Source organism: Flavitalea flava, assembly GCF_054461575.1.
Map to the genome: position 1 here is coordinate 160641 of NZ_JBTLQH010000007.1, position 23427 is coordinate 184067.

The window sequence follows — 23427 nt, forward strand, 5'->3', positions numbered from 1 at the left end:
TCCCCCTTTTAGGGGATTAGGGGGTTTAAATATTGACCTCCATTTCTTAAACAAAATAGCTACCCCTATTGTAATGATATTATGAATGTCTTTACTATCAAGGACCTGGAAAATTTGTCCGGGATCAAGGCCCATACCATCCGGATCTGGGAACAACGGTACAATTTTATAAAGCCCAACCGGACCGGGACGAATATCCGGTATTACTGTAATCAGGAATTAAAGACGATCCTGAATATTTCCCTGCTTAACAGATATGGGTTTAAGATCTCTCATATCGACAAAATGAGTGAGCCTGAACTCAAGAGCAAGATTATCTACCTTTCCGATAAGGAAGCTCAGCGTGAAAGGATCGTTAATGAACTGATCGCGCACATGATAGACCTTGATATCGAGCTCTTTGAAGAGGTATTGGATAACTTTATACTGACCAAAGGTATCGACACGGCCATCAATCAGATCATCTTCCCTTTTCTCGACCGGATAGGGATCCTTTGGGTGACCGGTCATATTCATCCTGCCCAGGAACACCTTGTAACGAATATTATCCGGCAAAAGCTGATTGTTGGCATTGAAGGAATCGGCACACCACTCAGGATCAATAAATTACTATTGTTATTCCTGCCGGAAGGAGAGTATCATGAGTTAGGGATACTTTACGTTTATTATCTTCTAAAAAGCCGGGGCGCCAAAGTGCTTTACCTGGGTTCGGATATGCCTTTAAAGGATATTGAATTCGTCTGTAAGGTCAAGAACCCCGATTATCTTTATACCCACCTGACTGCTACTACCGGCAGTTTTGTCTTTGAAAAATTCCTTAACCAGGCCATTCAGCGGATACCCCAGGTACCTCTTGTCATTTCCGGCCAGTTTGCCCAAAACCAAGTGAAAAAAATCCCTCCGGGAGTGACCTTTATGCGTTCCCTTTCAGGGGTTATGGAATTTGTAGCTGCTCTGTAAACCAAGGGCACCACATTTGCATAGATAAAATAAATTCTAATCAAGTGATAATCTTTGTTTTAGTTTTTTAACGAAACCGTTAAACACTAAATTTGTCCTATTACCCAATTATGTTTAAATTTGTGTGTTAGAATATTAAACACTATTTGACATGGCCACTTTAGAATTCAACCAGCTTTTGGTAAATAATGCGGAGTTTCTAAAACCCTTCGCTATCACGTTAACCCGTGATTCTGAAGCAGCAAAGGACCTCTTTCAGGAGACTTTATTCCGGGCCTTAGCCAATAAGGACAAATATAATGTAGGTACAAATATCAAAGCCTGGCTGTACACCATTATGCGGAATATCTTTATCAACAATTACCGGCGTAAGGCAAAGCAGAATACGATTTTCGATAGCACCCCCAACGAATTTTTACTGAATTCCAACCAGGTAGCAGTTGCCGGGACAGTGGAAGGAAATTTACGGGTGAAGGATATACAGGGCGCTATTCACAAATTGCCGGAAATATTCCGCAATCCCTTCCTTCTTTATTTTGATGGGTTCAAATATCACGAGATTGCAGAAATGCTGCAGGAGCCTTTGGGTACGATTAAAAGCCGAATCCATTTTGCCCGGAAATTATTAAAATCACAGATCCAGCGGTTTTAAGGATTAAAATTTATTCTGAATACGTATGCTGCAGGAGGAAGTGATCCTGGTAAATGAACAGGATGAGCCAGTCGGTGTACTGGAAAAAATGGAAGCTCACCGCAAAGCCCTTTTACACAGGGCTTTCAGTATTTTTATATTCAATAAAAAAGGCGAAATGCTGTTGCAGCAGCGTGCATCGCATAAATACCACAGTGCCGGCCTGTGGACGAATGCCTGCTGCAGTCACCCAAGACCGGGGGAAAATACCCTGGACGCCGCCAGGCGCCGGTTGTTGGAGGAACTTGGTTTTACAACAGATCTGGAAAAGATCTTCCATTTTACCTACAAATCGGCGTTTGCGAATGGCCTTACCGAATTTGAGTTCGATCATGTATATGCAGGTGTGTACGATCAGTCCATTTTTCCCAATAAGGAAGAAGTGAGCAATTATTGTTTTAAATCCCTGGACGAGATCCGGGACGACCTGATTCGGTTTCCCGAAAAATATACCACCTGGTTTCACCTGGCCTTACCCATGGTGGAGGCCATTTTTCCTACTCGCAAAGATCAAGCAACTCAACTCCCAGAGTGCTGAATTGGAATAGCTTTACTTTACCATTCGCTCCTGCGTTATCGTAATGTAATACCAAGGAGCCATACTGCATTTGAAAAGCATCCCAGAGGTCATCCTTCATTTTGGGATTTCCCAGCCATTTGAATAAACTATTGCGTTTGGCTCCCAGAAGCGGGAGGCTAAGCTTACCCTGGAATTTTGGGCCTATTTGGATATAGCTCCTTTTGATATAAAAAAAGATGTCTTTGTCTTTATAAAAGACACCGGCACCGCATTTTGCATTGGTCCCTTCTTCTTCCACACTGGTAGAGCAGGGAAACTCTGTTTTTACCTCATTTAAGGTTCGGTTTGGCTTTAGGCCATTTACCGTTCCGTTCAGGATATCCACGGTAAAATCGGGGCATTTGACTTTGGGTTTAAGCTGGGCCATGGTTACGGACAGCCAACACATGGAAAGAGACAGCAGGAGCATTCGTTTGTTCAGGAGCATAAACGGGGTATTTTTATCCCTTACCCTACAAAATCCTTGCCACCCCGACCCCCTGAAGGGGGAGTTTGGTAACACCCGAATTTATATGGTAGTTTTATATTGTTAATTTTTTATTTAGCCTTTTATAGTTCTTCCGGGAAATTCGTCCCCCCTTCAGGGGGTTAGGGGGTAAATATTCCCAACAGGAGAAATACGATTCCGATCAGCGTAAGCAGGAGCCCGCCATACCATAATCTTTTTTTCCGGGTAAGGATGGCAATAGCTGAAATGGCAATGGCGATTTGGAAGGCGGTAACTGCGGCAGCCAGAGGCACATGTTTGCCTAAATGTCTTTCAGAATTCTTCTCAGCCTCTTCAGCCGTCTTTTTGATCTCCTGCTTATCCTTTTCATAATGGGCAATCAGTTTGCTGTTATCTTCTGTTTCCGGGTGGGCGGGAGTGGAAAAAGAATGGAGGATCTTGTCCGTATTGACGGCCATTTCCTCTTTGAGATTTTTAGATTGGTAAAAACTCCATTGGTCGGAAGCCTTGACCCTTTCGATCAGGGCTTCATTGGCATGATGTCCGGCCAGCAACCCCGCAACGGCTGCCAGTACGGCCATAAAGGCAGTGGAAAGCGCAACATAAAGGATCCATTTTTCCTTTTTCTCTTCCGCCTTTTCCTGGATAGCTTCATGCAGATGTTCGGTAGGCACTTCAATTTCTTCCATATTCCAAATTTAGGATGGAATTACGGGAACTAAAGGCCATGATTTCCTTGCCTGCCCAAATAAGGGGTTAACCAATTGTTATTTGGAAAGCTCTATTTGCTCAGATACATGCTCCGGTCCTTATACAACTGACGGAAATAAGGATCTCTAAGGTCTTTAATGAAGCGGATCGCTTCACCGGTAGACTTCATTTCCGGTCCCAGTTCTTTGTTAACTCCGGGGAATTTATTGAAGCTGAATACCGGTTCCTTGATGGCAAATCCTTTGAGTTTTTTCTCAAATTTAAAATCTGTCAGCTGGTTGGTGCCGATCATCACCTTAGTGGCTATATTGAGATAGGGGATCTGGTAAGCTTTTGCAATGAACGGGGTAGTCCTTGAAGCCCTCGGATTCGCTTCGATCACATAGACCTTATCATTTTTAATGGCGAATTGAATATTGATCAACCCTTTGATATTAAGAGCTCTGGCTATCTTTTCTGCATAATGCTCCATGGTAGTCACCACCAGGGGGGTAAGATTAAAGACCGGTAATACGGCGTGACTGTCGCCGCTATGAATACCAGCCGGTTCGATATGCTCCATTACACCCATTACATGGAAATTCGTACCATCGAAAATCGCATCCACTTCTGCTTCCTGGCAACGATCCAGGAAATGATCGATCAGGATCTTATTGCCTGGAAGGTGTTTCAGGAGGCTTACCACGGCCTTTTCCACTTCTTCGTCATTGATAACGATCCGCATCCGCTGGCCGCCTAATACATAACTTGGCCGCACCAGGACAGGATACCCTACTTTATTGGCGACTTCAACAGCATCGTCTACATCCCAGGCGGTTCCGTAATCCGGATAGGGAATACTAAGCTCCTTCAACATATCGCTGAAACGGCCCCTGTCTTCGGCGATATCCATACTGTCATAAGAGGTCCCTATGATCCGGATTCCTTTCTTATGCAGACGCTCCGCCAGTTTCAGGGCTGTCTGTCCCCCCAACTGAACGATCACCCCATCAGGTTTTTCATGTTCTATGATTTCCCAGAGATGTTCCCAATAAACCGGTTCAAAGTATAATTTGTCTGCGATATCGAAGTCCGTAGAAACTGTTTCAGGATTACAGTTCACCATAATGGCCTCATATCCGCTTTCTTTTATGGCCAGTAATCCGTGTACACAGCAGTAATCAAATTCAATCCCCTGCCCGATCCGGTTTGGCCCGGATCCCAGCACGATGATCTTCTTTTTGTCGCTCACCTTGCTTTCGCTGGCATGCCCCCTTTCGAAGGTCGAATAGAAATATGGGGTTTTAGCTTCGAACTCTGCCGAACAGGTGTCCACCATTTTAAAAGTTCTGGTAATACCGGCTGCCTTTCTTTTTTCATAAAGTTCGTCTTCCGTACCATTGTTCATGATATGGCAGATCTGGTCATCGCTGAAACCCATGCTTTTGGCATCCCACAACAATTCGTAGGGAAGGGTATCCATCTTATATTTTGTCAGCTCTTTTTCCATGTTGCATATCTTCTGGATCTCATACAGGAACCAACGGTCGATCCCATTGGTGGCTTTGGAAATAGTACCCACTGAAATGCCGGCCATTAGTGCATCTTTGATGCGGAAAATGCGGTCCCATTTCGGCGTTTTGATGTATTCCAGCAATTCTTCGGCGTGCATCAGGCTTTTCCCGTAATATCCCAGACCGATTGCGTTATTCTCCAGGCTCTGACAGGCTTTTTGAACGGCTTCCGTAAAACTTCTGCCGATGGCCATCACCTCGCCTACACTTTTCATTTGCAGCCCGAGCGTATCATTGGCTCCTTTGAACTTATCGAAGTTCCATCGGGGAATTTTAACGATCACATAGTCCTGTACCGGCTCGAAATAAGCGGAAGTCGTACCTGTGATCTGATTCTTTAATTCATCCAGGTTATAGCCGATGGCTAATTTGGCGGCGATTTTAGCGATGGGGTATCCCGTGGCTTTGGAGGCAAGAGCGGAAGAGCGGCTCACGCGGGGATTGATCTCGATGGCGATGATCTCTTCAGTGGCCGGATTAAGTGCGAACTGTACATTACAACCCCCGGCAAAATTACCAAGGTCCCTCATCATCATGATGGCGGTGTTGCGCATAAGCTGGTAGGCTGTATCACTGAGAGTCATGGCAGGGGCTACCGTGATGGAATCACCGGTATGAACGCCCATCGGGTCAAAATTCTCCACCGTGCAAATAATTACCACATTATCGTTCGCGTCCCGTAAAAGTTCCAATTCAAATTCTTTCCAGCCCAGTACTGCTTTTTCAACCAGCACTTCATGGATGGGTGAAGCCTGGAGACCCCTGTTCAGGGCTTCGTCCAGGTCATCTTTATCATGGACAAAACCTCCGCCGGTACCGCCAAGGGTAAAAGAAGGACGGATAACCAGGGGGAACCCGATATCCTGGGCAAATTCCTTTCCTTCCAGAAAGGAGTTGGCCGTTTTGGCCTCAGCCACCGGTACTTTCAGTTCGATCATCCATTGCCGGAATTTCTCCCTGTCTTCCGCTTTATCAATAGCTTTTATATCGACGCCGATCAGCCTGACCTTGTAACGTTCCCAAATTCCCAGATCCTCGGCTTCTTTTGCCAGATTTAAGGCTGTTTGCCCCCCCATAGTGGGCAATACGGCATCTATATTATTCTCTTCCAGGATTTGTTCAATACTTTCCGCCGTCAAAGGCAGCAGGTAGACCTTATCTGCCATCATCGGATCGGTCATGATCGTGGCAGGATTGGAATTAAAAAGGATGACTTCCACCCCCTCTTCCCGGAGACTTCGGGCAGCCTGTGTGCCGGAATAATCAAATTCACAAGCTTGTCCGATGATAATAGGACCGGATCCAATGATCAGAACTGAACGGATTGAAGAATCTTTAGGCATGGTGGATAAAAAATAAAATTGCGCAAAGGTAAGGGTTTTACCGCAGAGATGGCGCCTTTTACAGGGATGCGGGAAAAGAATTTTGAGCTGAGCTCACGAACAGGGTTCCGCCCGATTATAACTATAACCCCGGTCGTCGAGACCGGGCTGGTATAACAAAAAACCCCGGTCGTTAAGACCGGGGCTGGATATACTGAAAGAAAGATAATATCGTAACTGGCTGCTCAGGCATTTTATCCATGCCTGAACGAATTGTTGTAAACTAATTATTGTGATAAGAGGCCATCTCAATATCATCGAGCAAAACGCCCCCTTTACGGGCAATAGATTTTCGTTCCGCCATTAGCCTGCGATTATCATACTTACTCCTCATACGGAAGACGAATTTCTGTTTTGCTTCTTCTCCTTTGAGCATTCCTACAACCCCTCCAACGGTAACCGCCAGAAAAACCACCATTTTGTTTTTAACTTTTAACCCTTTCATAACCGACTCTTTTGATGGTGGAACACTTCCACCTGATTATTAGACAATATTACCTAGCCAAAAGCTGTACCAAACTCTAAAAAAATCATACCCTTTTCGTAGTATTTTTTTAAAAACCGCTTTTCCAGGCGATCAGAAATTGTTCAGGAGATGTTTAGGGGTGTTCAAGGCAACAAATCATGCTTTGCCAATCTTGATTTACGATAAATTGCCTGCTCTGGTTTTAAACAAGTTCAGGACTATATGGTTCATTTTAATGCTTATTTAATGCATACTTAATATACCGGATGCTGTTGTTTTCCCAATTCTGTTCAGGATCGCTTTACAATTCCTATTTGTGGAATAGATTTGCATTCTCAACAATCTAATACCAATGATGGGAAAGAACTATTTAGCTGCGCCGGCCTGTCTCCTGTCCCTGCTTTTCCCGCTGTTCTGTTTTTCTCAGTTGTATCCTGCGACCGATTATCCGAAGGGCTATTTCCGTAATCCTTTGAATATACCCATTAGCCTTGCCGCCAATTTTGGGGAACTACGTCCCAACCATTACCATATGGGCCTGGATATCCGGACCCAGAAAAAAGAGAACCTCCCGGTCTTTGCCGCGGCCGATGGATATATCGCCAAAGTGAACATAGAACCCGGTGGATTCGGACAGGCCATTTATATCAACCATCCCAATGGGTATACGACCTTATATGCCCATCTGAACCAGTTTTTTCCGGCATTGGCAGCCTATGTTTCCCGGCAGCAATACAAAAGAGAATCGTGGATGCTGAATATCGATATTCCAGCTGATCTTTTCCCGGTAAAAAAAGGGGATCTGATTGCTTACAGCGGAAATACCGGCGGATCGCAGGGACCACATGTTCATTTTGAGATCCGCAAGACGGCGGATGATACCAATCTCAATCCCCTGCTGTTCGGATTACCTGTTCCGGATAATACCCCTCCCACCTTTCTCCGTCTGGCTGTCTATGACCGTACAAAAAGTGTTTACGAGCAATCGCCCCGGATACTTGCCGTTCGTAGGGAAGGTGGAAATTTTTCAATCGCTGCGGGTCTGGTCAGATCGGCATCCACCCTGATCAGTTTTGCCATCTCGGCTTTTGATACCCAATCAGGCTCATCCAATCCCAATGGAATTTTTCAGGCTGTACTTTATGACAATGACAAGCCGGTAACCGGTTTCCAAATGGACAGGATCAGCTACAATAATACCCGGTACCTGAATGCGCATATCGATTACAAGACCAGGGAGACCGGCGGCCCGTTCCTCCAGCATTTATCCTGCCTTCCCGGTTACACACCTCCTTCTGTTTACCATTCCTTCCGCTCCCAGCCGGAATCCCCTCAACCCGGAGACTCTCTTCCCCTGCCTGCAGACGGCGTGATAGATCTGAGTGATGGCAAGACACATAATATCCGCATTGTAGCTAAGGATGCCTATGGCAATAGCTCAGCATTGAAATTCCAGGCAATATATCAGGGAGGCAATCCTGTTGCACCGGACAGTCCTGTTCCAGGGGACATTCCTGTTGCAGCGGGCAATCCTGTGGCAGCGGAAAAAGGAAACCTTGCTGCGGTGGAATTGCCGGGGGGCGAACCGGCTGCTACTACCGCCGGGAAAAAATGTTTTCCGGGTATGATTGACGGTTTTGAAACCAAGGATTGCGCATTTTATATCGGGGAAAAAAGTCTGTATGACACTGTCTATATCCGTTACAGCACCAATTTCGTCCTTTCATTACCGGGAGCTGTTTCAGCCGCCCATACCATCGGTGCCCCATTTATTCCTCTGCAGGAACCTTTATTGGTGAGGATCCACCCCAGCGGTACCTGGCAGAATGAAATAAAAGACAAGGTGGTAATGGTCCGTTTTACAGGGAACAAAAAGGAAGTCCGGAAACCCGAGTGGCAGGGCGGATGGGCCTCGGCACGTTTCAGGGAATTCGGGACCTTCCAGCTGGTAGAGGATCCCGATGCTCCGGTGATCACTCCTGTCGGTATCCAGGATGGGGCAAACCTCAGCCATTCCTCCCGGATTGCCTTTACTGTAAAAGACAACCTGGGGTCCATCCGGAGTTTCCGCGCTGAACTGGATGGGAAATGGCTTTGTTTTACAAATGACAAAGGACTCGCTTATATTTATAAGTTCGATGAACATTGCCAGGCAGGGAAACATGAGTTGAAAATAGCGGTTGAAGATGAGGCAGGGAACCGGGCAGAAAAAAAGTATAGTTTTATACGATAAGCCCCCCCAACCCCCTAAAGGGGGAGTAGGAAAAGATCCAAAAGGTGGAGAGAGAAAACAATAGACATCCGGCACAAAAACAAAGCAGACATGCATAATGTAAGTAAACCTTCGACACATAAAAATCTATGAATAGCTATAGAAGTCATTTCAATTATTCCCCTTTAGGGGTTGGGGGGAGTACTCCCCCTTCAGGTGGGCGGGAAGTTTCTCTTCGGGAAGGCGATAAAGCCCCAGCCTTCACAGGGAAGGATCAAAATGGAAAAAAGATATCGCTGTCCGACTATAAAGGAAAGAAAGTGGTACTATACTTTTATCCCCAGGACAATACGCCAACCTGTACCGTTCAGGCCTGCAACCTGCGGGACAATTATGCCTTATTGAAAAAACAAGGGTTCTCCATCCTGGGCATCAGTCCCGATGACGAAAAAAGCCATAAGAAATTTGAAACCAAATTCGACCTTCCCTTTACCCTCCTTACGGATCCGGAACATAACATCATCGATAAATTTGGCGTTTGGGGGGAAAAACAACTATACGGCCGCAAATACATGGGGCTGCATCGTACCACTTTTCTTATCGATGAGAAAGGGGTTATCCGCAAGATATTTCTAAAACCGAAGAGTAAAATGCATACGGAAGAGATCATAGAAGCCTGGAAGACGCAGGGATAATTTATCATCTTATTTGAAACATTTGGCAGGTTTTCCCTCCGAAAACCAGGCTATTATTTGGCATATGCAAACGAATGCTTTATATTCATTCACTATTCCCTTTTTTGCATTTCGTCGCAGCCGGATCATTCGTGACACTCATTACCCCTTTACGCAATCCGGAACCCTGACCCTTGCCGTTCCCGTTTTCCTGAACTAAATAGTACAGCATATGTCAATCGTAAAAGTCATAGAAGTAATTGCCTCCTCCGAAAAGGGGACCGACGATGCCATCCGCCAGGCCGTAACCGAAGTGGGCAAAACGGTAAGGAATATCGATTCCGTTTACGTGAAAGATATCAAGGCGCATGTAAAAGACGGCAAGGTGACCAGTTTTGGCGTCATTTGCCAGATCTCTTTCCGGGTAGATTAGGGAACCGTTTCCATCAATTATTCAGCTATTCACCATTTAAAATCAGCATTATGAACAAACCCATTCGACTTCTGGTCAGGGTATTGACCGTCATTATCATCCCGGGTATTTTATTGGTTTCCTGCTCCCCGAAAGACAGCGATATACAGGCGGCTATAGAAGCAAAGAAAAAAGAAATGCCGGAGGCTTCCGCTGCAATAGTTACCGTCGAAAAAGGAGTTGTCACACTTAGCGGTGAATTTAAGGATGAGGCCGCCAAGTCCTCATTCGAGTCAACGGTCAAGACCATTAAAGGAGTAAAAGAAGTCATCAACAATGGCACGCTCACTCCGCCACCCCCGCCACCTGCACCGGTGGTGATTGCCGCAGATGATCCCCTGACGAAAAGTGTAGCGGACGCTACAAAGGATTATCCGGGCGTAAAGGCCACCGTAAAAGACGGGGTTGTCACCCTTACCGGAGAAATCCATAAAGCTGCACTGACCAGGCTGATGATGAGCCTGCATACGCTTAAACCCAAAAAGATCGACAATCAGCTTACTATCAAATAAACTAAAGTTCATATGGCCCTCCAGGAAAAATATAAAGAACTTGTCGATACGGCAAAAACGCTCGGTATCGCCAATTTACAGGTCAGGGAGCAGGATAGTATATTATATATTGATGGCGAAGCCCCTTCCGGATCGGAGAAGGACCAGTTATGGGGCATATATGGAAAACTTGACCCGGATTTTCGGGCAGGGGATGTAGTGATGAACATCAATGTCGCTGCAATGGCCCCGGGAGGCCAGGCGACCGTAACAACGGAATCTTCCAATTTAAATGTCCGCAAGGGGCCTGGTACCGATCAGCCCATCGTTGGAAAAGCGGCGCATAATGAAGTGGTGACCCTGATCAGTAAAACGAACGACCAGTGGTGGCTTATCCGGACTGCGGCCGGAGAGGAAGGCTATGCATTTGCCCAATATCTTTCGCCACAGGCCTGAAGAACGTGTTATGAGGTCAGCCACTCCACCTGTCCGAAGGAAAATCTTCTTTCAAGGGTATCCCGGGTGATCAATTCTCCGGTAGCGGCAACCCCATGCACTACCGTTTCGAAAACGGCATTCTCTTTTTTGAGCCGGATGGTCTTCCCGGTTTTATAAAGGCGGACATTGTATTCGGACAGCTGGGACGAGGCCCCGCCGGCCAGTAATTGTTCATACCGGTGGTCCAGGCAGGCGCCTAAATCCCGGCCGAGTTTGACGGCATCGAAGGACCGTCCGGTGATCTGTTTTAAGGACACCGGATTGCGCAAGGTTTCAGAAAATTGAACCTGATTGATGTTGATTCCTATGCCGGCGATAGCAAAAAGCCAATCGACTCCCTTAAAACTGTTCTCGATCAGGATCCCGCCTGCCTTTCTGTCACGCCAATACAGATCATTGGGCCATTTAATTTTGGTTTCTTCCTTTCCGGAATAAAGACTAAAGAGATCATGACAAGCTAATGCAACTGCGACACTAAGGGAAAACTGCTGTGTAACCGGCAGGGAAACAGGCTGTAGCAGGGCAGTAAGGATGATATTATCTCCCGGCTGGCTGATCCAGCCCCTACCGCGCTGCCCTTTTCCGGCCCATTGCTCATGGGCAAAGTACAGTGTGCCATGTATGGCCAATCCTGCATGAGCCTGTGCCATGGCATAGTTGTTGGTACTATCTACGGATTCTAATTCAATAAAAGAGTGACCGATGGACAAAAGATTGTATTTTTGAAGAGTACGAAATTAGATCTGCCTGCCCACATTTTTGAATTTCGGCAAAGAATGTTTCAAAATGTAATTCTTTGCCGAAATATTTCTAATATCAGTGAACAAGGCCCAATGGCCTTGTTCACTGCCGGGCTCCGCCCGGTTTGGTGATTTGCTTTCGTTAAAATATACTATTTATCACAAAAACGTTTTGATTATTGGAACAGCTTTCTATGTTAGCTACCCGGAAACGCACAAGTGTAGCAAGATTAACGAGGAATTCGAAAATTTTTAAAACCATCATCCACGCTATTCAGGAGAAAAAAGGTGCCAATATTCTCTCGATCGACCTTCGGAAGATACCCGAAGCCGTAGCAGATTTCTTTATTATTTGCGAAGGCGGCAGTGGTACGCAGGTAAAAGCAATTGCCGATTCCGTGGAATTCGAAGTAAAGAATAACTGCGGCGAACTCCCCTATAAACATGAAGGAAAACAAACCCTCCAATGGGTACTGATCGATTACGTAAATGTAGTGGTTCATGTCATGGTACCGGAAAATCGTCGTTTTTATAAGCTGGAGGATTTGTGGAGCGACGCCCCCCAGGAGGAACATGAACCCTAGAAAAGGCCCTTTCTCAGCAATTTAACAGTATATTTAGTCGTTTGAATAGTTTTTTTGAACATTTTTACGCTATATTTTTTATTACTAATAGAAAACAACACGGACAAGTACTAATATGCCACAGGAAGATTTGAAACAAAGCGATAAAAACAGCTTTCCAAGGTTCAGACCCAGGGGAGATGATGATAATGGGTCAAGAAAAGGGCCAAAGTTCAGCATTTATTGGATTTGGGGGATAATAGCGGCCGTTTTGATCGGCTTTAACCTGTATGGTAGCTTTTCGCCCGATGCCCGCCCGGTGGATGAACTGAATTTCAGGAAAGATATGTTGGCGAACGGGGATGTGGAAAAGATCGACCTGGTATCCAACAAACAACTGGTAAGAGTCTATATAAAGAAGGATAGTCTTAATAAATCCTTTTACAGCGGTAAACTGAATAAGAACAATTGGCCGGGAGGCGTAAGCAAGGATGGTCCCCAGTTTGAGTTCAAGGTGACGGATGTAAAGGATTATGAAAAAATGTTACGGGATTATTTTGTTAAGAATCCACAGCTGGAAGTAGCCGTTAATTCAAAATCCGAAGGGGAATGGTTCGGCCCGTTGCTGAATTTCCTTCTTCCCTTGCTGATCATCGTACTCATATGGGTCATGCTGATGCGTAAAATGGGCGGACAGGCCGGCAGTGGCGGTCCCGGCGGTATTTTTAATATCGGCAAATCCAAGGCTACCTTATTTGATAAGGGTACAAAAGTAACGATCACGTTTAATGATGTAGCCGGTCTCGATGAGGCTAAGGTGGAAGTCATGGAAATCGTTGATTTTTTAAAGAATCCCAAGAAATATACTGCACTCGGGGGCAAGATCCCCAAGGGAGCCCTCCTGGTAGGTCCTCCGGGAACGGGTAAGACCTTACTGGCAAAAGCAATGGCCGGAGAGGCGCAGGTGCCATTTTTCTCCATGAGCGGCAGTGACTTTGTTGAATTATTCGTAGGTGTCGGAGCCAGCCGCGTCAGGGATCTTTTCAAACAAGCCCGGGAAAAAGCCCCATGTATCATTTTTATCGACGAAATCGATGCTATTGGCCGTGCAAGGGGAAAGAATGCTATAATGAGTAATGATGAAAGAGAAAGCACCCTGAACCAGTTACTGGTGGAAATGGATGGTTTTGGCGGCGATAGCGGGATTATTGTCCTTGCGGCTACCAACCGGCCGGATGTATTGGATACGGCCCTGTTACGCCCGGGTCGTTTCGACAGGCAGATCTCTATTGACAAACCCGATCTGAAAGGACGCGAAGCCATCTTTAAAGTACATTTAAAACCCATTAAAATTTCCAGCAAACTGGATATTCATAAACTGGCAGAGCAGACACCGGGTTTTGCCGGAGCTGATATCGCCAATGTCTGTAACGAAGCAGCCCTGATCGCAGCGAGAAAAGGGAAGGATAACGTAGAAATGGAAGACTTCCAGGATGCCGTTGACCGGGTTATCGGTGGGTTGGAAAAGAAGAACAAGATCATTTCTCCGGAGGAAAAGAAGATAATTGCTTATCATGAAGCAGGACACGCCATTTGTGGCTGGTACCTGGAGCATGCTTATCCCCTGTTGAAAGTTACCATCGTTCCCAGAGGAGTAGCGGCACTGGGATATGCACAATACACCCCGAAAGAACAATATTTGTATAATGTTGATCAGCTTTTCGAACAGATCTGCATGACCCTTGGCGGCCGGGCAAGCGAAGACCTGAATTTCGGAAAAATTTCGACCGGGGCTCAAAATGACCTGCAGCAGGTCACGCGGATCGCCTATTCGATGATAACCGTTTATGGAATGAATGAAAAGGTTGGCAAGGTGAGCTTCTATGACCCAGCGGCAGAAAATTCCTTTACAAAACCCTATTCGGAAGAGACCTCTAAAATAATTGACGAAGAGGTTCGCAAACTGATCGACAAAGCCTATGAAGCGACCAAAGTGCTGCTGACCGAAAAGACCAAGGAAGTAAAAATGCTGGCCGAGGCGCTGCTGGTAAAAGAAGTGTTGTTCCAGAGCGATGTGGAAGCTCTTATCGGGAAACGCCCGTATGAAGAGAAAAGGGCCTTGGATGTTACCGATCATGAAGAGGATCACCACCTGGTTGCAGGTAACGGTATTCCTTCACCGGTCATTATCATTCCTCCTGCAACAGAAGAAGTGAAGTAAAATGAACATATCGTCCTCGAAAGAAAATATTCTTAAAAAGATAAGGCAGGCGTTGAGTCAATCAACGCCTCTTCCTTTTCCCCAAAGCGAGGGAAATCATTCTGTTTTTCAACCTGCAACGCAGGATCCTGAAATTGAATTTGCCGAACAGTTCACCAGGCTGTCCGGCAAATTCATTTTTTGTATGGACCATCAGGAACTGTCCACTCAACTGAAGGCATTAACAGAATTACAGAAATGGAAAAAGATAGTCTGCCAGGAAGAAAAATTGAAGACTATACTCAGGGAGCATGATTTCGACAATTTCTCATGGAATTCCCTGGCCTCCTGTGATGCGGCTATCACTACTTGTGAAGGGCTGGTGGCCAGGACGGGAAGCATCGTAATGAGCGCGGCCGGTCCCAGCGGACGCACCGTCAGTGTTTATGCCCCCGTTCACATCTGTATCGCCTATACGGACCAATTGGTGTATGATATTAAAGATGGATTAGTAGCCCTAAAAGAAAAGTATCAGCATCATCTCCCCTCCCTGATCACTTTTGCCAGTGGCCCCAGCCGGACTGCAGATATAGAGAAGACCCTTGTAGTAGGTGTGCATGGTCCGAAGGAGGTTTATCTTTTCCTTGTCGATCGTAATTCCTGAACTATCTTTACGCGATGCAAGTTCCTCCCGGAAAAAAAATATATTTTCTCTCGGATTTTCACCTGGGTGCTCCTGATCATGCTACCAGTCTGGCACGTGAAAAACATATTGTTGATTTCCTCGAAGGGGTCCGAAAAGATGCAGCTGAAATTTTTATCGTAGGAGACCTTTTCGATTTCTGGTATGAATACAGGACGGTCGTCCCTAAAGGATATACCCGTATATTGGGGAAAATGGCAGAGATCACCGATGCCGGCATTCCGGTCCATTTTTTTACAGGCAACCACGATATGTGGATGAGTGGTTATTTTGAACAGGAATTGCATGTGCCGGTATATCACGAACCCAAGGTATTCGAATGGAACGGAAAAAAATTTCTCATCGGCCATGGTGATGGCCTGGGACCGGGAGATCATGGGTATAAATTCCTAAAAAAAGTATTCCGCAATAAATTTTGCCAATGGTTGTTCGGCATTCTTCCTCCGGCAGTTGGGGTTGGACTGGCCAATTATCTCAGCAGAAGCAGCAGGGCTGTCACCGGGCAGCTGGACGAGCAGTTCCTGGGTGAAGAAAAAGAATGGCTGATCATTTATTGTAAGGAAGTGCTGGAAAAACAGCACTTTGATTTTTTCATATTCGGGCATCGTCATTTACCAATCGATTTTTCATTGAGTAATAAGGGTAGCCGGTACATCAACCTTGGTGACTGGATCCGTTATAATACCTACGCGGTGTTTGACGGGGATCTGGGGGAATTGACCCTTTTGGCGGATACGGAAGGCATGACAAAAAAAATAGTCCGGTCATCCTCATAAAATAATGTTAGCGAATCGTCATATCATTTGCCTTTTCTTCCTTATCCTGGCCATTAATAACGGCCAGGCCCAATCATCTGTTCCCGTAAAGGACAGCCTGACCGGGAACCCGGTTCCCGGAGAGAATGCAGGCTTTGTTCTTAACCGGACGATCGCCGGAGAACTTTCTGATTTTACCGTAGATAACCTGGGGAATATTTATTTGTTGAGTAAGGAAAACCAGTTGAAGAAGGTGAATGCAAACGGGGATTCTCTGGCCGTGTTCAACGAAGTCCGCAGATATGGAAAGATCTGGTCTGTCGATGCCACTAACCCCTTGAAGTTATTGATCTATTATCGTGAGTTTACCATGATCATAGAACTGGACAGATTCCTGAATATTATCAATACGATCGATCTGCGAAAGCTGAATATCCTGCAGGCCAAGGCAGTCGGCCTGTCCTACGACAATAATGTGTGGGTCTACGACGAACTCGATGCAAAATTAAAACGAATAGGAGACGACGGCTCCCTGGTTGACCAAACCGCCGATTTCAGACAATTATTCGATTCTGCCCCCGATCCTTCAGTGATCAGTGATCAGGGAGGACTGGTTTATTTATATGATTCAGTAAAAGGAGTATATGCTTTCGATCATTACGGCGGTCTGAAATCCCATCTCGTGCTTACCGGATGGCAGGATTTTTCCGTGATCGACAAAAGTCTGCTGGGAAGGGATCGTCAGCATTTTTTCAGATATCAGCTGGGAACCCTCGACCTGCAGGAAGAGCCTATTCCGGCAGGTTTCAGGGACGCCCTCAAGATAAGGATAACCCCCACCGCGATCTATGTACTAAAGAAAACAGGATTGGAGATTTATGTAAAACCCGTATAATATCTTTGTACGATAATCTCACTTACCTATGCACGATTTCTGGAACCAGGTCATTCTTGGAAACCCGCTAAAGCGGTACATCATCATAGCGGCTACCATTCTGTTCGTCATTATTCTGAAAAGATTTATTTCCCGGCTGATCGCTCACACGATATTCCGGTTTATCCGACGTGTTAATACCGGGATCGATAAATCCTCTTTTGTAGACCTGGTAGTTGGCCCTATTGGCACGTTCCTGGTCGTTTTTGTTTCGATCTCTTCTATAAAAAAACTGAGTTTTCCGGAAGAATTGAATTTCGATATTAACGAGGTCAGTCTCAAAGATATTACGCATGCATTGGCGACTACCATCATCGTCATCAGTTTTATCTGGCTCTTATTAAGAATGGTGGATTTCATTTCGATCGTGCTTCGTCGTAAAGCCCGTGCTGACGGTGGTCCCAGGAATAACCAGATGATCGTTTTTATCCGTGATTTCCTGAAAGTGCTGATCGGGATCATCGGTATCCTCATGATCCTCCATTCGGCGTTCGGTGTGAACGTCACCAGCATATTAGCTTCTCTCGGGCTGGCCGGTGCCGCTGTTGCCCTGGCTGCCAAGGAAAGCATCGAGAACCTGATCGCCTCCTTTATTATCTTTTTCGATAAACCATTTACCGCCGGGGATGTGTTGAAAGTAAATAATATTTCCGGCACAGTGGAAAGGATAGGACTGCGGAGCACCCGTATCCGTACTGACCAAAAGACCTATGTCACGGTTCCCAACAAACAAATGGTCGACAGTATAGTAGATAACCTTAGCCTGAGAACCCAGCGGAAAGGGGAACTCAGGTTGGAATTAGGGCTTTCTACCACTTCCCCTCAGCTCGATAAGCTGATCCGGGAGATCAGGGATATTTTGAAAAAAGACAAAGTAGAGAACAGCACGGCTTTTCTGAATGATATTTCCGGAACGGCCTTTCTCATTAGCGTTGATTATTTCACCTCACAAATAACACAAGAAGAATTCAACGGGATCAAACAGCAGGTAAACCTGGATACGCTTCGTCTGTTGGAAACCATGGGAGTCAGTATTGCCGGAGCCAGTACAGATATTAACATTATCGGGGATCCCCGAAGCCGCGATAGGACAGACGATGCTGCAGGTAACGCCGGTGAACCCCTTGACTCTTAATTGGAGCCGGAAACAATCCCGGCAATCTCTTTTTCCCATTGCCCGGTCTTGCCCAACTCTTCAACTCTTCCGATTTCCTTGCCGTCTTTCAGTACTATAAAGGTGGGAAGACGGGTAATATGCAGATCTTCGGCTAAATGATCAGCAGCATGTTTGTCCCTATCGACCCCGATCAGGGTAACCTGTTTTCCGGGAATAGAAGCAGCGTCGAGAAGAGAAAAGAATTTAGGCAGAAGATAACGGGTATCAGGAGACCAGGTTCCGCCAAAAACCAGGAACCTGACCTGGATGCCTTTTGCTGCTAAGACAGCCACCTCCCCGGGAGGAGGAGTATACCCCTTTTGATTCTCGGAAAACCATTTGAATGCCGTATCTCCTGAAAGAAGATCTCTGCTGATCAATCCTTTCAGGACCTTGCTGCTGCCATTTCCGGATACTTCGTATTCGGTTTCAGCCCTGGTGAGGATACCTAACCCGATTATAATAGCGATGAGGAAGATATGTTTCATAACTGTGCTTTCCATTCCAGCAAAAAAGCTTTGACCTCCTGGAGACGCTGAATAGCATCAAAGCGATTCTCTGATTTTTTGTTGTTTTTTAAAAATTCCTTTGCTCCTTCGATGGTGTATTTACGCTGCCTGAGCAAATGATAGATCAGATGAAGACTCTTAATATCGGCAGGCCGGAAATAACGATCTCCTTTTTTATTTTTCCGGGGTTTCAGCACATCGAATTCTGTCTCCCAAAAACGCAGCAGGGATTGATTGACCCGGAACATGTCGGCGACTTCCCCCATCGTATAATATTGTTTACGGAACAGGACTTCATCAACGGGTATTTCTATCAGATCAGCTTCGGCGGTGGCCTGTTTTAATGACTTACGTCCCCGTCTGGATTTGAATGGTTTTTCCGGGACTTCCTCAACGGCTGTCTCAGCAACTGCCTGGGCTGATGGTACCGGTTCTTCGGCTACCGTAACTCCCTCAGGATCTGTACTTGCCGGTATGTCTGATGCTGCCTGGATGAGTGTATCTGCCGGCTTATCAACTGGCTGCGATTCGACCACTTGTTCCGGAGGCGGAGCCGGAGCTTTTTTCAACGATTTAACGCGGAAAACAACTCCCGAAGCATAACCCTCCTGCTGCCCTTTTTCCGGAGAAAGGGGTATTTGCCCTCCATCTTCAGCGGGCGGTAAGGGCTGAGAAGCAGCCGGTTGCACAGGAGGGGGCGTCTGCTCCTCCTGTGAAAAAAAATCAAAGGCTATCTGGGCTAATGGCTGCTTCATTCGTCAATGCGTGGACAAAAATCGTTCCTTTATTTGATGCCTCAAAGGGGCTTTTTGTGAAGTTACGCAGGATTAATCAAAACTTTGATTGCTGGATGCTGCAAGCTTCAGCAACCGGTCATATTGTTCCGGGGTAATATCATTATAGAAATAATAGACCGGGTCTACAGGATCCCCGTTACGGTGTACTTCATAATGGCAATGGGGACCCGTGCTTTTTCCGGTACTTCCTACATAACCAATGATCTCCCCCCGTTTGACCTTCTGACCTGCACGGGCTTTTACGCGGAACATATGGCCATAAAGTGTCCCGTAACCGTAGCCATGATTGATGACTACATGGTTCCCATATCCGTTGCCTGTATTTCCGGCCACTTCGACCGTTCCGTTCGCCGTGGCATAGATGGGGGTTCCCTGCGGGGCAGCAAAGTCGAGCCCGGCATGAAATTTTGTAGTTTTATATACCGGGTCGATCCGGTATCCGTAACCGGAAGCCAACCTGCGAAGGTCTTTATTACTGACCGGCTGAATAGCAGGCGTACTGGCCAGCAGTTGTTCCTTATTTTTTATGAAGCCATCTATCTGGGCGTAGGATTTTGTTTGGGACGACATCCTGGCGCTGAGTTTGTTCAGCGTAGTAGCGATCGAGGAATAAAGATCTTCCTGGTCCATTCCCTGTACCAGCCGTATCTCTTTTTCCTGTTCTTCCGCCTTGGCGCGGGCGCTGTCAGGAATCGGGGAGGCTTCAAAAATCGCACGGTAAACATTATTATCCCTTTTTTCCAGCTCACTCATCTGGCCCTGGAGCTTTTGCACTTTTTCATTGAGGACGTAATAATTGTCATTCAGGGCTTCATTTCTTTTCATGAGCCTCTTCTCATTGGCGGAAGGAAAATATTTATAGGCAGCGGAGACAAGGATCAGTGCCGTCACTACAGCGGCCGATAAAAAACCCAATACGCGCAGCAGGGTAACCCGCAGGGGCGTCTCCAGCTTTTCGTAACGGAGCGTATTGGTATTATAGTAATATTTGATCTTTTTCATCCGCAAACAGGCCTTTACAAAGGTCGGATCGTGCCAGGTTCAATGCCGGTTTTAATGCCTGGTCTCCTTCTTCGGGCCTTCTTACAGATGCGGATCGGTAAAACAGCTCGTTTTGGTGTACCTTTGCACGGCTTTTAAATTAAACTAAGCGTACAAATATAATTGGTGCAAACCAAATAACAACCAAAGATTGTTCCGTTTATGATGACCAGTGCCGAAATAAGAAGGAAATTCCTTGAATTTTTCGTATCGAAAGGACATACAATCGTTCCCTCCGCACCCATAGTTGTGAAGAATGACCCAACGCTTAAATTTACCAATGCCGGGATGAACCAGTTTAAAGATTATTTTCTCGGCAATCAAAAGGCGCCTTATTCCCGGGTGGCCGATACCCAGAAATGTCTGCGGGTGAGCGGGAAGCACAATGACCTGGAAGAAGTGGGGGTGGATACTTACCATCATACGATGTTCGAAATGTTGGGCAACTGGAGCTTTGGCGATCCTGCCCGGCCGGCAGACGGTTACTTTAAAACCGAGGCCATTGCCTGGAGCTGGGAATTGCTAACGGAGGTCTACCGGATCCCCAAGGATAGATTATATATCACCGTATTTGAAGGTGACGAAAAGGATAAGCTTCCCCGTGATACGGAAGCTATCGAGGAATGGAAAAAATGGATTGACCCGGCCCGGATACTGATGGGCAATAAAAAGGATAATTTCTGGGAGATGGGAGATACCGGACCCTGCGGACCCTGTACGGAAATACACGTGGATTGCAGACCGGATGCGGAAAGGAAAATGAAAGACGGGGCCGGGCTGGTGAATAGGGACCATCCCCAGGTGATCGAAATCTGGAACAATGTATTTATTCAATTCAATCGCCTGAAGGATGGTGGTCTGGAACTCCTTCCCGCCCGGCATGTCGATACGGGGATGGGCCTGGAAAGACTTGTCCGGGTACTGCAGGAGAAAACCTCAAACTACGATACCGATCTTTTTACCAGAACGATTGCGGTGGTTGAAAATATTACGAAGAAAAAGTATGAAGCCTCCGACAGCCAGCAGTCGGTCGCCTTTCGCGTCATTGCCGATCATATCCGTGCCATCGCCTTTGCCATTGCCGATGGCCAGCTGCCTTCGAATACGGAAGCGGGCTATGTGATCAGGAGGATCCTTCGAAGGGCTGTCCGTTATTACAGCTCCTGCCTGGATTATAATCAACCGCTCCTTTTCCAACTGATGCCGGTACTGGCCGAACAATTCGCCGGGGTATTCCCGGAATTGCAGCAACAGGTCGATTTTGTGAGCAAGGTGGTGAAAGAAGAAGAAGACGCCTTTCTAAGGACCCTGGCATCGGGCATTGAGCGGTTCAATGGATATATAAAGAGCAATAATGACCTTTCGAAATCGGTCGATGCGGCATTTGCCTTTGAGCTCAAGGATACATTCGGATTTCCCATCGATCTCACGGAACTGATGGCAAAGGAAATCGGATGGACGGTGGATATGCATGGGTATAATACTGCTTTACAGGAGCAAAAGACCCGATCCCGTGCGGCCACTATCCTGGATTCGGAAGACTGGGTGGTCCTCATCGACAACCCACTTTTGGAATTTGTGGGGTACGAGCTCCTGCAAATGAACACAAAAATTGTCAAATACCGGAAGATCAAGGCCAAAGGAAAGGAGTCCTGGCAACTGGTTCTGGAAGCGACTCCTTTTTATGCGGAAAGCGGGGGTCAGGTAGGCGATACCGGTATCTTGCAATCGGGAGAGGAGACCATACCGGTGATCGACACAAAAAAAGAAAACGAGCTGATCGTTCATTATACTGAGAAACTTCCTTCCGACCTGGAGGCGAATCTGCTGGCAAAGGTGAATCCCGCCCGGCGAAAGGCCACGGCCGTTCATCATTCAGCGACCCATTTGTTGCATGCAGCCCTGCGCAAGGTCCTGGGAACACATGTGGCACAAAAAGGATCAATGGTTAATGATGAACAGCTGCGCTTCGATTTTTCTCATTTTGCGAGGATGACGGAGGAAGAAATTGTTGCTGTCGAGGAACTGGTAAATGAAAAGATCCGGGAGAATATCCCTGTTATCACCAGGGAACTGCCGAAGACAGAGGCGTTGAAATTAGGGGCCATGGCCTTGTTCGGTGAAAAATACGGTGACATGGTAAGAGTGGTGATCATCGATCACAACTACTCCGTTGAATTATGCGGCGGTACCCATGTCGGTGCAACAGGCGAATTGGGACTTTTTAAATTCCGCCATGAAAGCGCAGTAGCTGCGGGAGTGCGCCGTATCGAAGCGTTGAGCGGCAAGGCAGCTGAACTTTATGTTGCCGGTCAGCTCGCCCAGATCCATCATATTCGGGAAACGCTAAAAAATCCCAAAGAACTGCAGAAATCAGTGGAAAGTCTGGTAACGGAAAATGCCGAGCTGAAGAAAAAACTGGAGAAGGCAGAAGCCCGTGATCTGGCAGCACTTTCTCAGCAATTGTTGCAGAAAATACAGACCATTAACGGAATACGTTTTATTGGGGAAGTAGTCGAAGTGAATAATGCCGATGCCTTGAAAAAACTCTGCTTCGATCTGAAGACCGGTTTGGCCGGTATCTCCAACGCACCACATGCTGATGGTGCGAATGGTGCAGGCTACCTGGTAGCACTGGCCGCCAATATCGAAGGGAAGGCTGCGGTTGCAGTTCTTCTGGATGATCAACTGGCCGATGTAAAAAATCTTCAGGCTCCCGCTATTATAAAAGAACAGGCGGCTCCCCTGATCAAGGGCGGCGGCGGGGGACAAAAGACATTGGCGACCGCCGGGGGACAGGATGCCAGTAACCTGCCGCTGGTAATCGAGCGGATCAGGGGGTTGTTGGTAAAATGATCGATCATGAATGATTATATGATTTATTTTTACGT

Annotated in this window: 24 protein-coding genes; 16 read left to right on the forward strand and 8 right to left on the reverse strand. The window is 46.5% G+C overall.

Translation table 11 applies throughout. From position 1 onward, the window contains the following. Nucleotides 1-81 precede the first annotated feature (81 nt). From ACX0G9_RS09495 to idi, 3 genes are all read left to right on the forward strand, one after another. Nucleotides 82-960: a MerR family transcriptional regulator gene (locus ACX0G9_RS09495; RefSeq protein WP_459064654.1), complete on the forward strand. Its 879-nt coding sequence runs from the start codon at nt 82-84 to the stop codon at nt 958-960. 151 nt (nt 961-1111) lie between these two features. Next, a complete protein-coding gene (locus ACX0G9_RS09500) occupies nt 1112-1612 on the forward strand; it encodes an RNA polymerase sigma factor (RefSeq protein WP_459064655.1) in 501 nt (166 codons plus the stop codon). Nucleotides 1613-1637: 25 nt separating this feature from the next. Continuing rightward, the gene (gene idi, locus ACX0G9_RS09505) at nt 1638-2189 is read left to right on the forward strand and encodes an isopentenyl-diphosphate Delta-isomerase (RefSeq protein ID WP_459064656.1); all 552 of its coding nucleotides are present in this window, start codon (nt 1638-1640) and stop codon (nt 2187-2189) included. Here idi and ACX0G9_RS09510 read toward each other — a convergent pair. From ACX0G9_RS09510 to ACX0G9_RS09525, 4 genes are all read right to left on the reverse strand, one after another. Further along, complete coding sequence (locus tag ACX0G9_RS09510) at nt 2149-2658, reverse strand: hypothetical protein (RefSeq protein ID WP_459064657.1); 510 nt, start codon at nt 2656-2658, stop codon at nt 2149-2151. The genes idi and ACX0G9_RS09510 overlap by 41 nt on opposite strands. Before the next feature lie 161 nt (nt 2659-2819). After that, the gene (locus tag ACX0G9_RS09515) at nt 2820-3368 is read right to left on the reverse strand and encodes a DUF4337 domain-containing protein (RefSeq protein WP_459064658.1); all 549 of its coding nucleotides are present in this window, start codon (nt 3366-3368) and stop codon (nt 2820-2822) included. Between the two features lie 92 nt (nt 3369-3460). After that, nucleotides 3461-6286, reverse strand: coding sequence for a carbamoyl-phosphate synthase large subunit (gene carB / locus ACX0G9_RS09520; RefSeq protein ID WP_459064659.1), 2826 nt, complete (start codon nt 6284-6286; stop codon nt 3461-3463). 262 nt (nt 6287-6548) lie between these two features. After that, the gene (locus tag ACX0G9_RS09525; protein WP_459064660.1) at nt 6549-6770 is read right to left on the reverse strand and encodes a hypothetical protein; all 222 of its coding nucleotides are present in this window, start codon (nt 6768-6770) and stop codon (nt 6549-6551) included. 373 nt (nt 6771-7143) lie between these two features. Here ACX0G9_RS09525 and ACX0G9_RS09530 point away from each other — a divergent pair, with 373 nt between their 5' ends. The 6 genes from ACX0G9_RS09530 (at nt 7144) to ACX0G9_RS09555 (ending at nt 11096) form a co-directional block, all read left to right on the forward strand. Further along, entirely contained in the window at nt 7144-9024 is a 1881-nt protein-coding gene (locus ACX0G9_RS09530; protein ID WP_459064661.1) for a M23 family metallopeptidase, read from the forward strand. 128 nt (nt 9025-9152) lie between these two features. After that, nucleotides 9153-9698: a thioredoxin-dependent thiol peroxidase gene (gene bcp, locus ACX0G9_RS09535; RefSeq protein ID WP_459064662.1), complete on the forward strand. Its 546-nt coding sequence runs from the start codon at nt 9153-9155 to the stop codon at nt 9696-9698. A gap of 64 nt (nt 9699-9762) precedes the next feature. After that, a complete protein-coding gene (locus ACX0G9_RS09540; RefSeq protein WP_459064663.1) occupies nt 9763-9897 on the forward strand; it encodes a hypothetical protein in 135 nt (44 codons plus the stop codon). A 12-nt stretch (nt 9898-9909) separates the two neighbouring features. Continuing rightward, entirely contained in the window at nt 9910-10110 is a 201-nt protein-coding gene (locus tag ACX0G9_RS09545) for a dodecin family protein (protein ID WP_459064664.1), read from the forward strand. Nucleotides 10111-10160: 50 nt separating this feature from the next. Then, a complete protein-coding gene (locus tag ACX0G9_RS09550; protein WP_459064665.1) occupies nt 10161-10661 on the forward strand; it encodes a BON domain-containing protein in 501 nt (166 codons plus the stop codon). A 12-nt stretch (nt 10662-10673) separates the two neighbouring features. Beyond that, nucleotides 10674-11096 (forward strand): SH3 domain-containing protein, encoded by a 423-nt coding sequence (locus tag ACX0G9_RS09555; protein ID WP_459064666.1) that lies wholly within the window; start codon nt 10674-10676, stop codon nt 11094-11096. A gap of 8 nt (nt 11097-11104) precedes the next feature. Here the strand turns inward: ACX0G9_RS09555 and ACX0G9_RS09560 are convergent, their stop codons facing one another. After that, the gene (locus ACX0G9_RS09560) at nt 11105-11848 is read right to left on the reverse strand and encodes a biotin--[acetyl-CoA-carboxylase] ligase (RefSeq protein ID WP_459064667.1); all 744 of its coding nucleotides are present in this window, start codon (nt 11846-11848) and stop codon (nt 11105-11107) included. A 209-nt stretch (nt 11849-12057) separates the two neighbouring features. Between ACX0G9_RS09560 and rsfS the strand changes: the two genes are divergently transcribed. The 6 genes from rsfS to ACX0G9_RS09590 all read left to right on the forward strand — a co-directional run bounded on the left by rsfS (nt 12058) and on the right by ACX0G9_RS09590 (nt 18168). Continuing rightward, the gene (rsfS, locus tag ACX0G9_RS09565; RefSeq protein ID WP_459064668.1) at nt 12058-12462 is read left to right on the forward strand and encodes a ribosome silencing factor; all 405 of its coding nucleotides are present in this window, start codon (nt 12058-12060) and stop codon (nt 12460-12462) included. Nucleotides 12463-12577: 115 nt separating this feature from the next. Next, complete coding sequence (ftsH, locus tag ACX0G9_RS09570) at nt 12578-14662, forward strand: ATP-dependent zinc metalloprotease FtsH (RefSeq protein WP_459064669.1); 2085 nt, start codon at nt 12578-12580, stop codon at nt 14660-14662. 1 nt (nt 14663) lies between these two features. Then, nucleotides 14664-15305 (forward strand): LutC/YkgG family protein, encoded by a 642-nt coding sequence (locus ACX0G9_RS09575; RefSeq protein ID WP_459064670.1) that lies wholly within the window; start codon nt 14664-14666, stop codon nt 15303-15305. Nucleotides 15306-15319: 14 nt separating this feature from the next. Further along, nucleotides 15320-16120: a UDP-2,3-diacylglucosamine diphosphatase gene (locus ACX0G9_RS09580; protein ID WP_459064671.1), complete on the forward strand. Its 801-nt coding sequence runs from the start codon at nt 15320-15322 to the stop codon at nt 16118-16120. Nucleotides 16121-16124: 4 nt separating this feature from the next. Next, on the forward strand, nt 16125-16994 hold the full coding sequence (locus ACX0G9_RS09585; RefSeq protein WP_459064672.1) for a hypothetical protein: 870 nt from the start codon (nt 16125-16127) through the stop codon (nt 16992-16994). A 28-nt stretch (nt 16995-17022) separates the two neighbouring features. Then, complete coding sequence (locus tag ACX0G9_RS09590) at nt 17023-18168, forward strand: mechanosensitive ion channel family protein (RefSeq protein ID WP_459064673.1); 1146 nt, start codon at nt 17023-17025, stop codon at nt 18166-18168. Here the strand turns inward: ACX0G9_RS09590 and ACX0G9_RS09595 are convergent. The 3 genes from ACX0G9_RS09595 to ACX0G9_RS09605 all read right to left on the reverse strand — a co-directional run bounded on the left by ACX0G9_RS09595 (nt 18165) and on the right by ACX0G9_RS09605 (nt 20497). After that, a complete protein-coding gene (locus ACX0G9_RS09595; RefSeq protein ID WP_459064674.1) occupies nt 18165-18677 on the reverse strand; it encodes a thioredoxin family protein in 513 nt (170 codons plus the stop codon). The two genes, ACX0G9_RS09590 and ACX0G9_RS09595, sit on opposite strands and share 4 nt — an antisense overlap. After that, nucleotides 18674-19453, reverse strand: coding sequence for a MerR family transcriptional regulator (locus ACX0G9_RS09600; protein ID WP_459064675.1), 780 nt, complete (start codon nt 19451-19453; stop codon nt 18674-18676). Before ACX0G9_RS09600 ends, ACX0G9_RS09595 begins: the two co-directional genes overlap by 4 nt. A gap of 72 nt (nt 19454-19525) precedes the next feature. After that, nucleotides 19526-20497 carry a M23 family metallopeptidase gene (locus ACX0G9_RS09605; RefSeq protein ID WP_459064676.1) on the reverse strand — a complete coding sequence of 324 codons (972 nt, stop codon included), beginning with the start codon at nt 20495-20497 and terminating at the stop codon, nt 19526-19528. 201 nt (nt 20498-20698) lie between these two features. Between ACX0G9_RS09605 and alaS the strand changes: the two genes are divergently transcribed. Beyond that, a complete protein-coding gene (gene alaS, locus ACX0G9_RS09610; RefSeq protein ID WP_459064677.1) occupies nt 20699-23392 on the forward strand; it encodes an alanine--tRNA ligase in 2694 nt (897 codons plus the stop codon). Nucleotides 23393-23427: the final 35 nt, after the last annotated feature.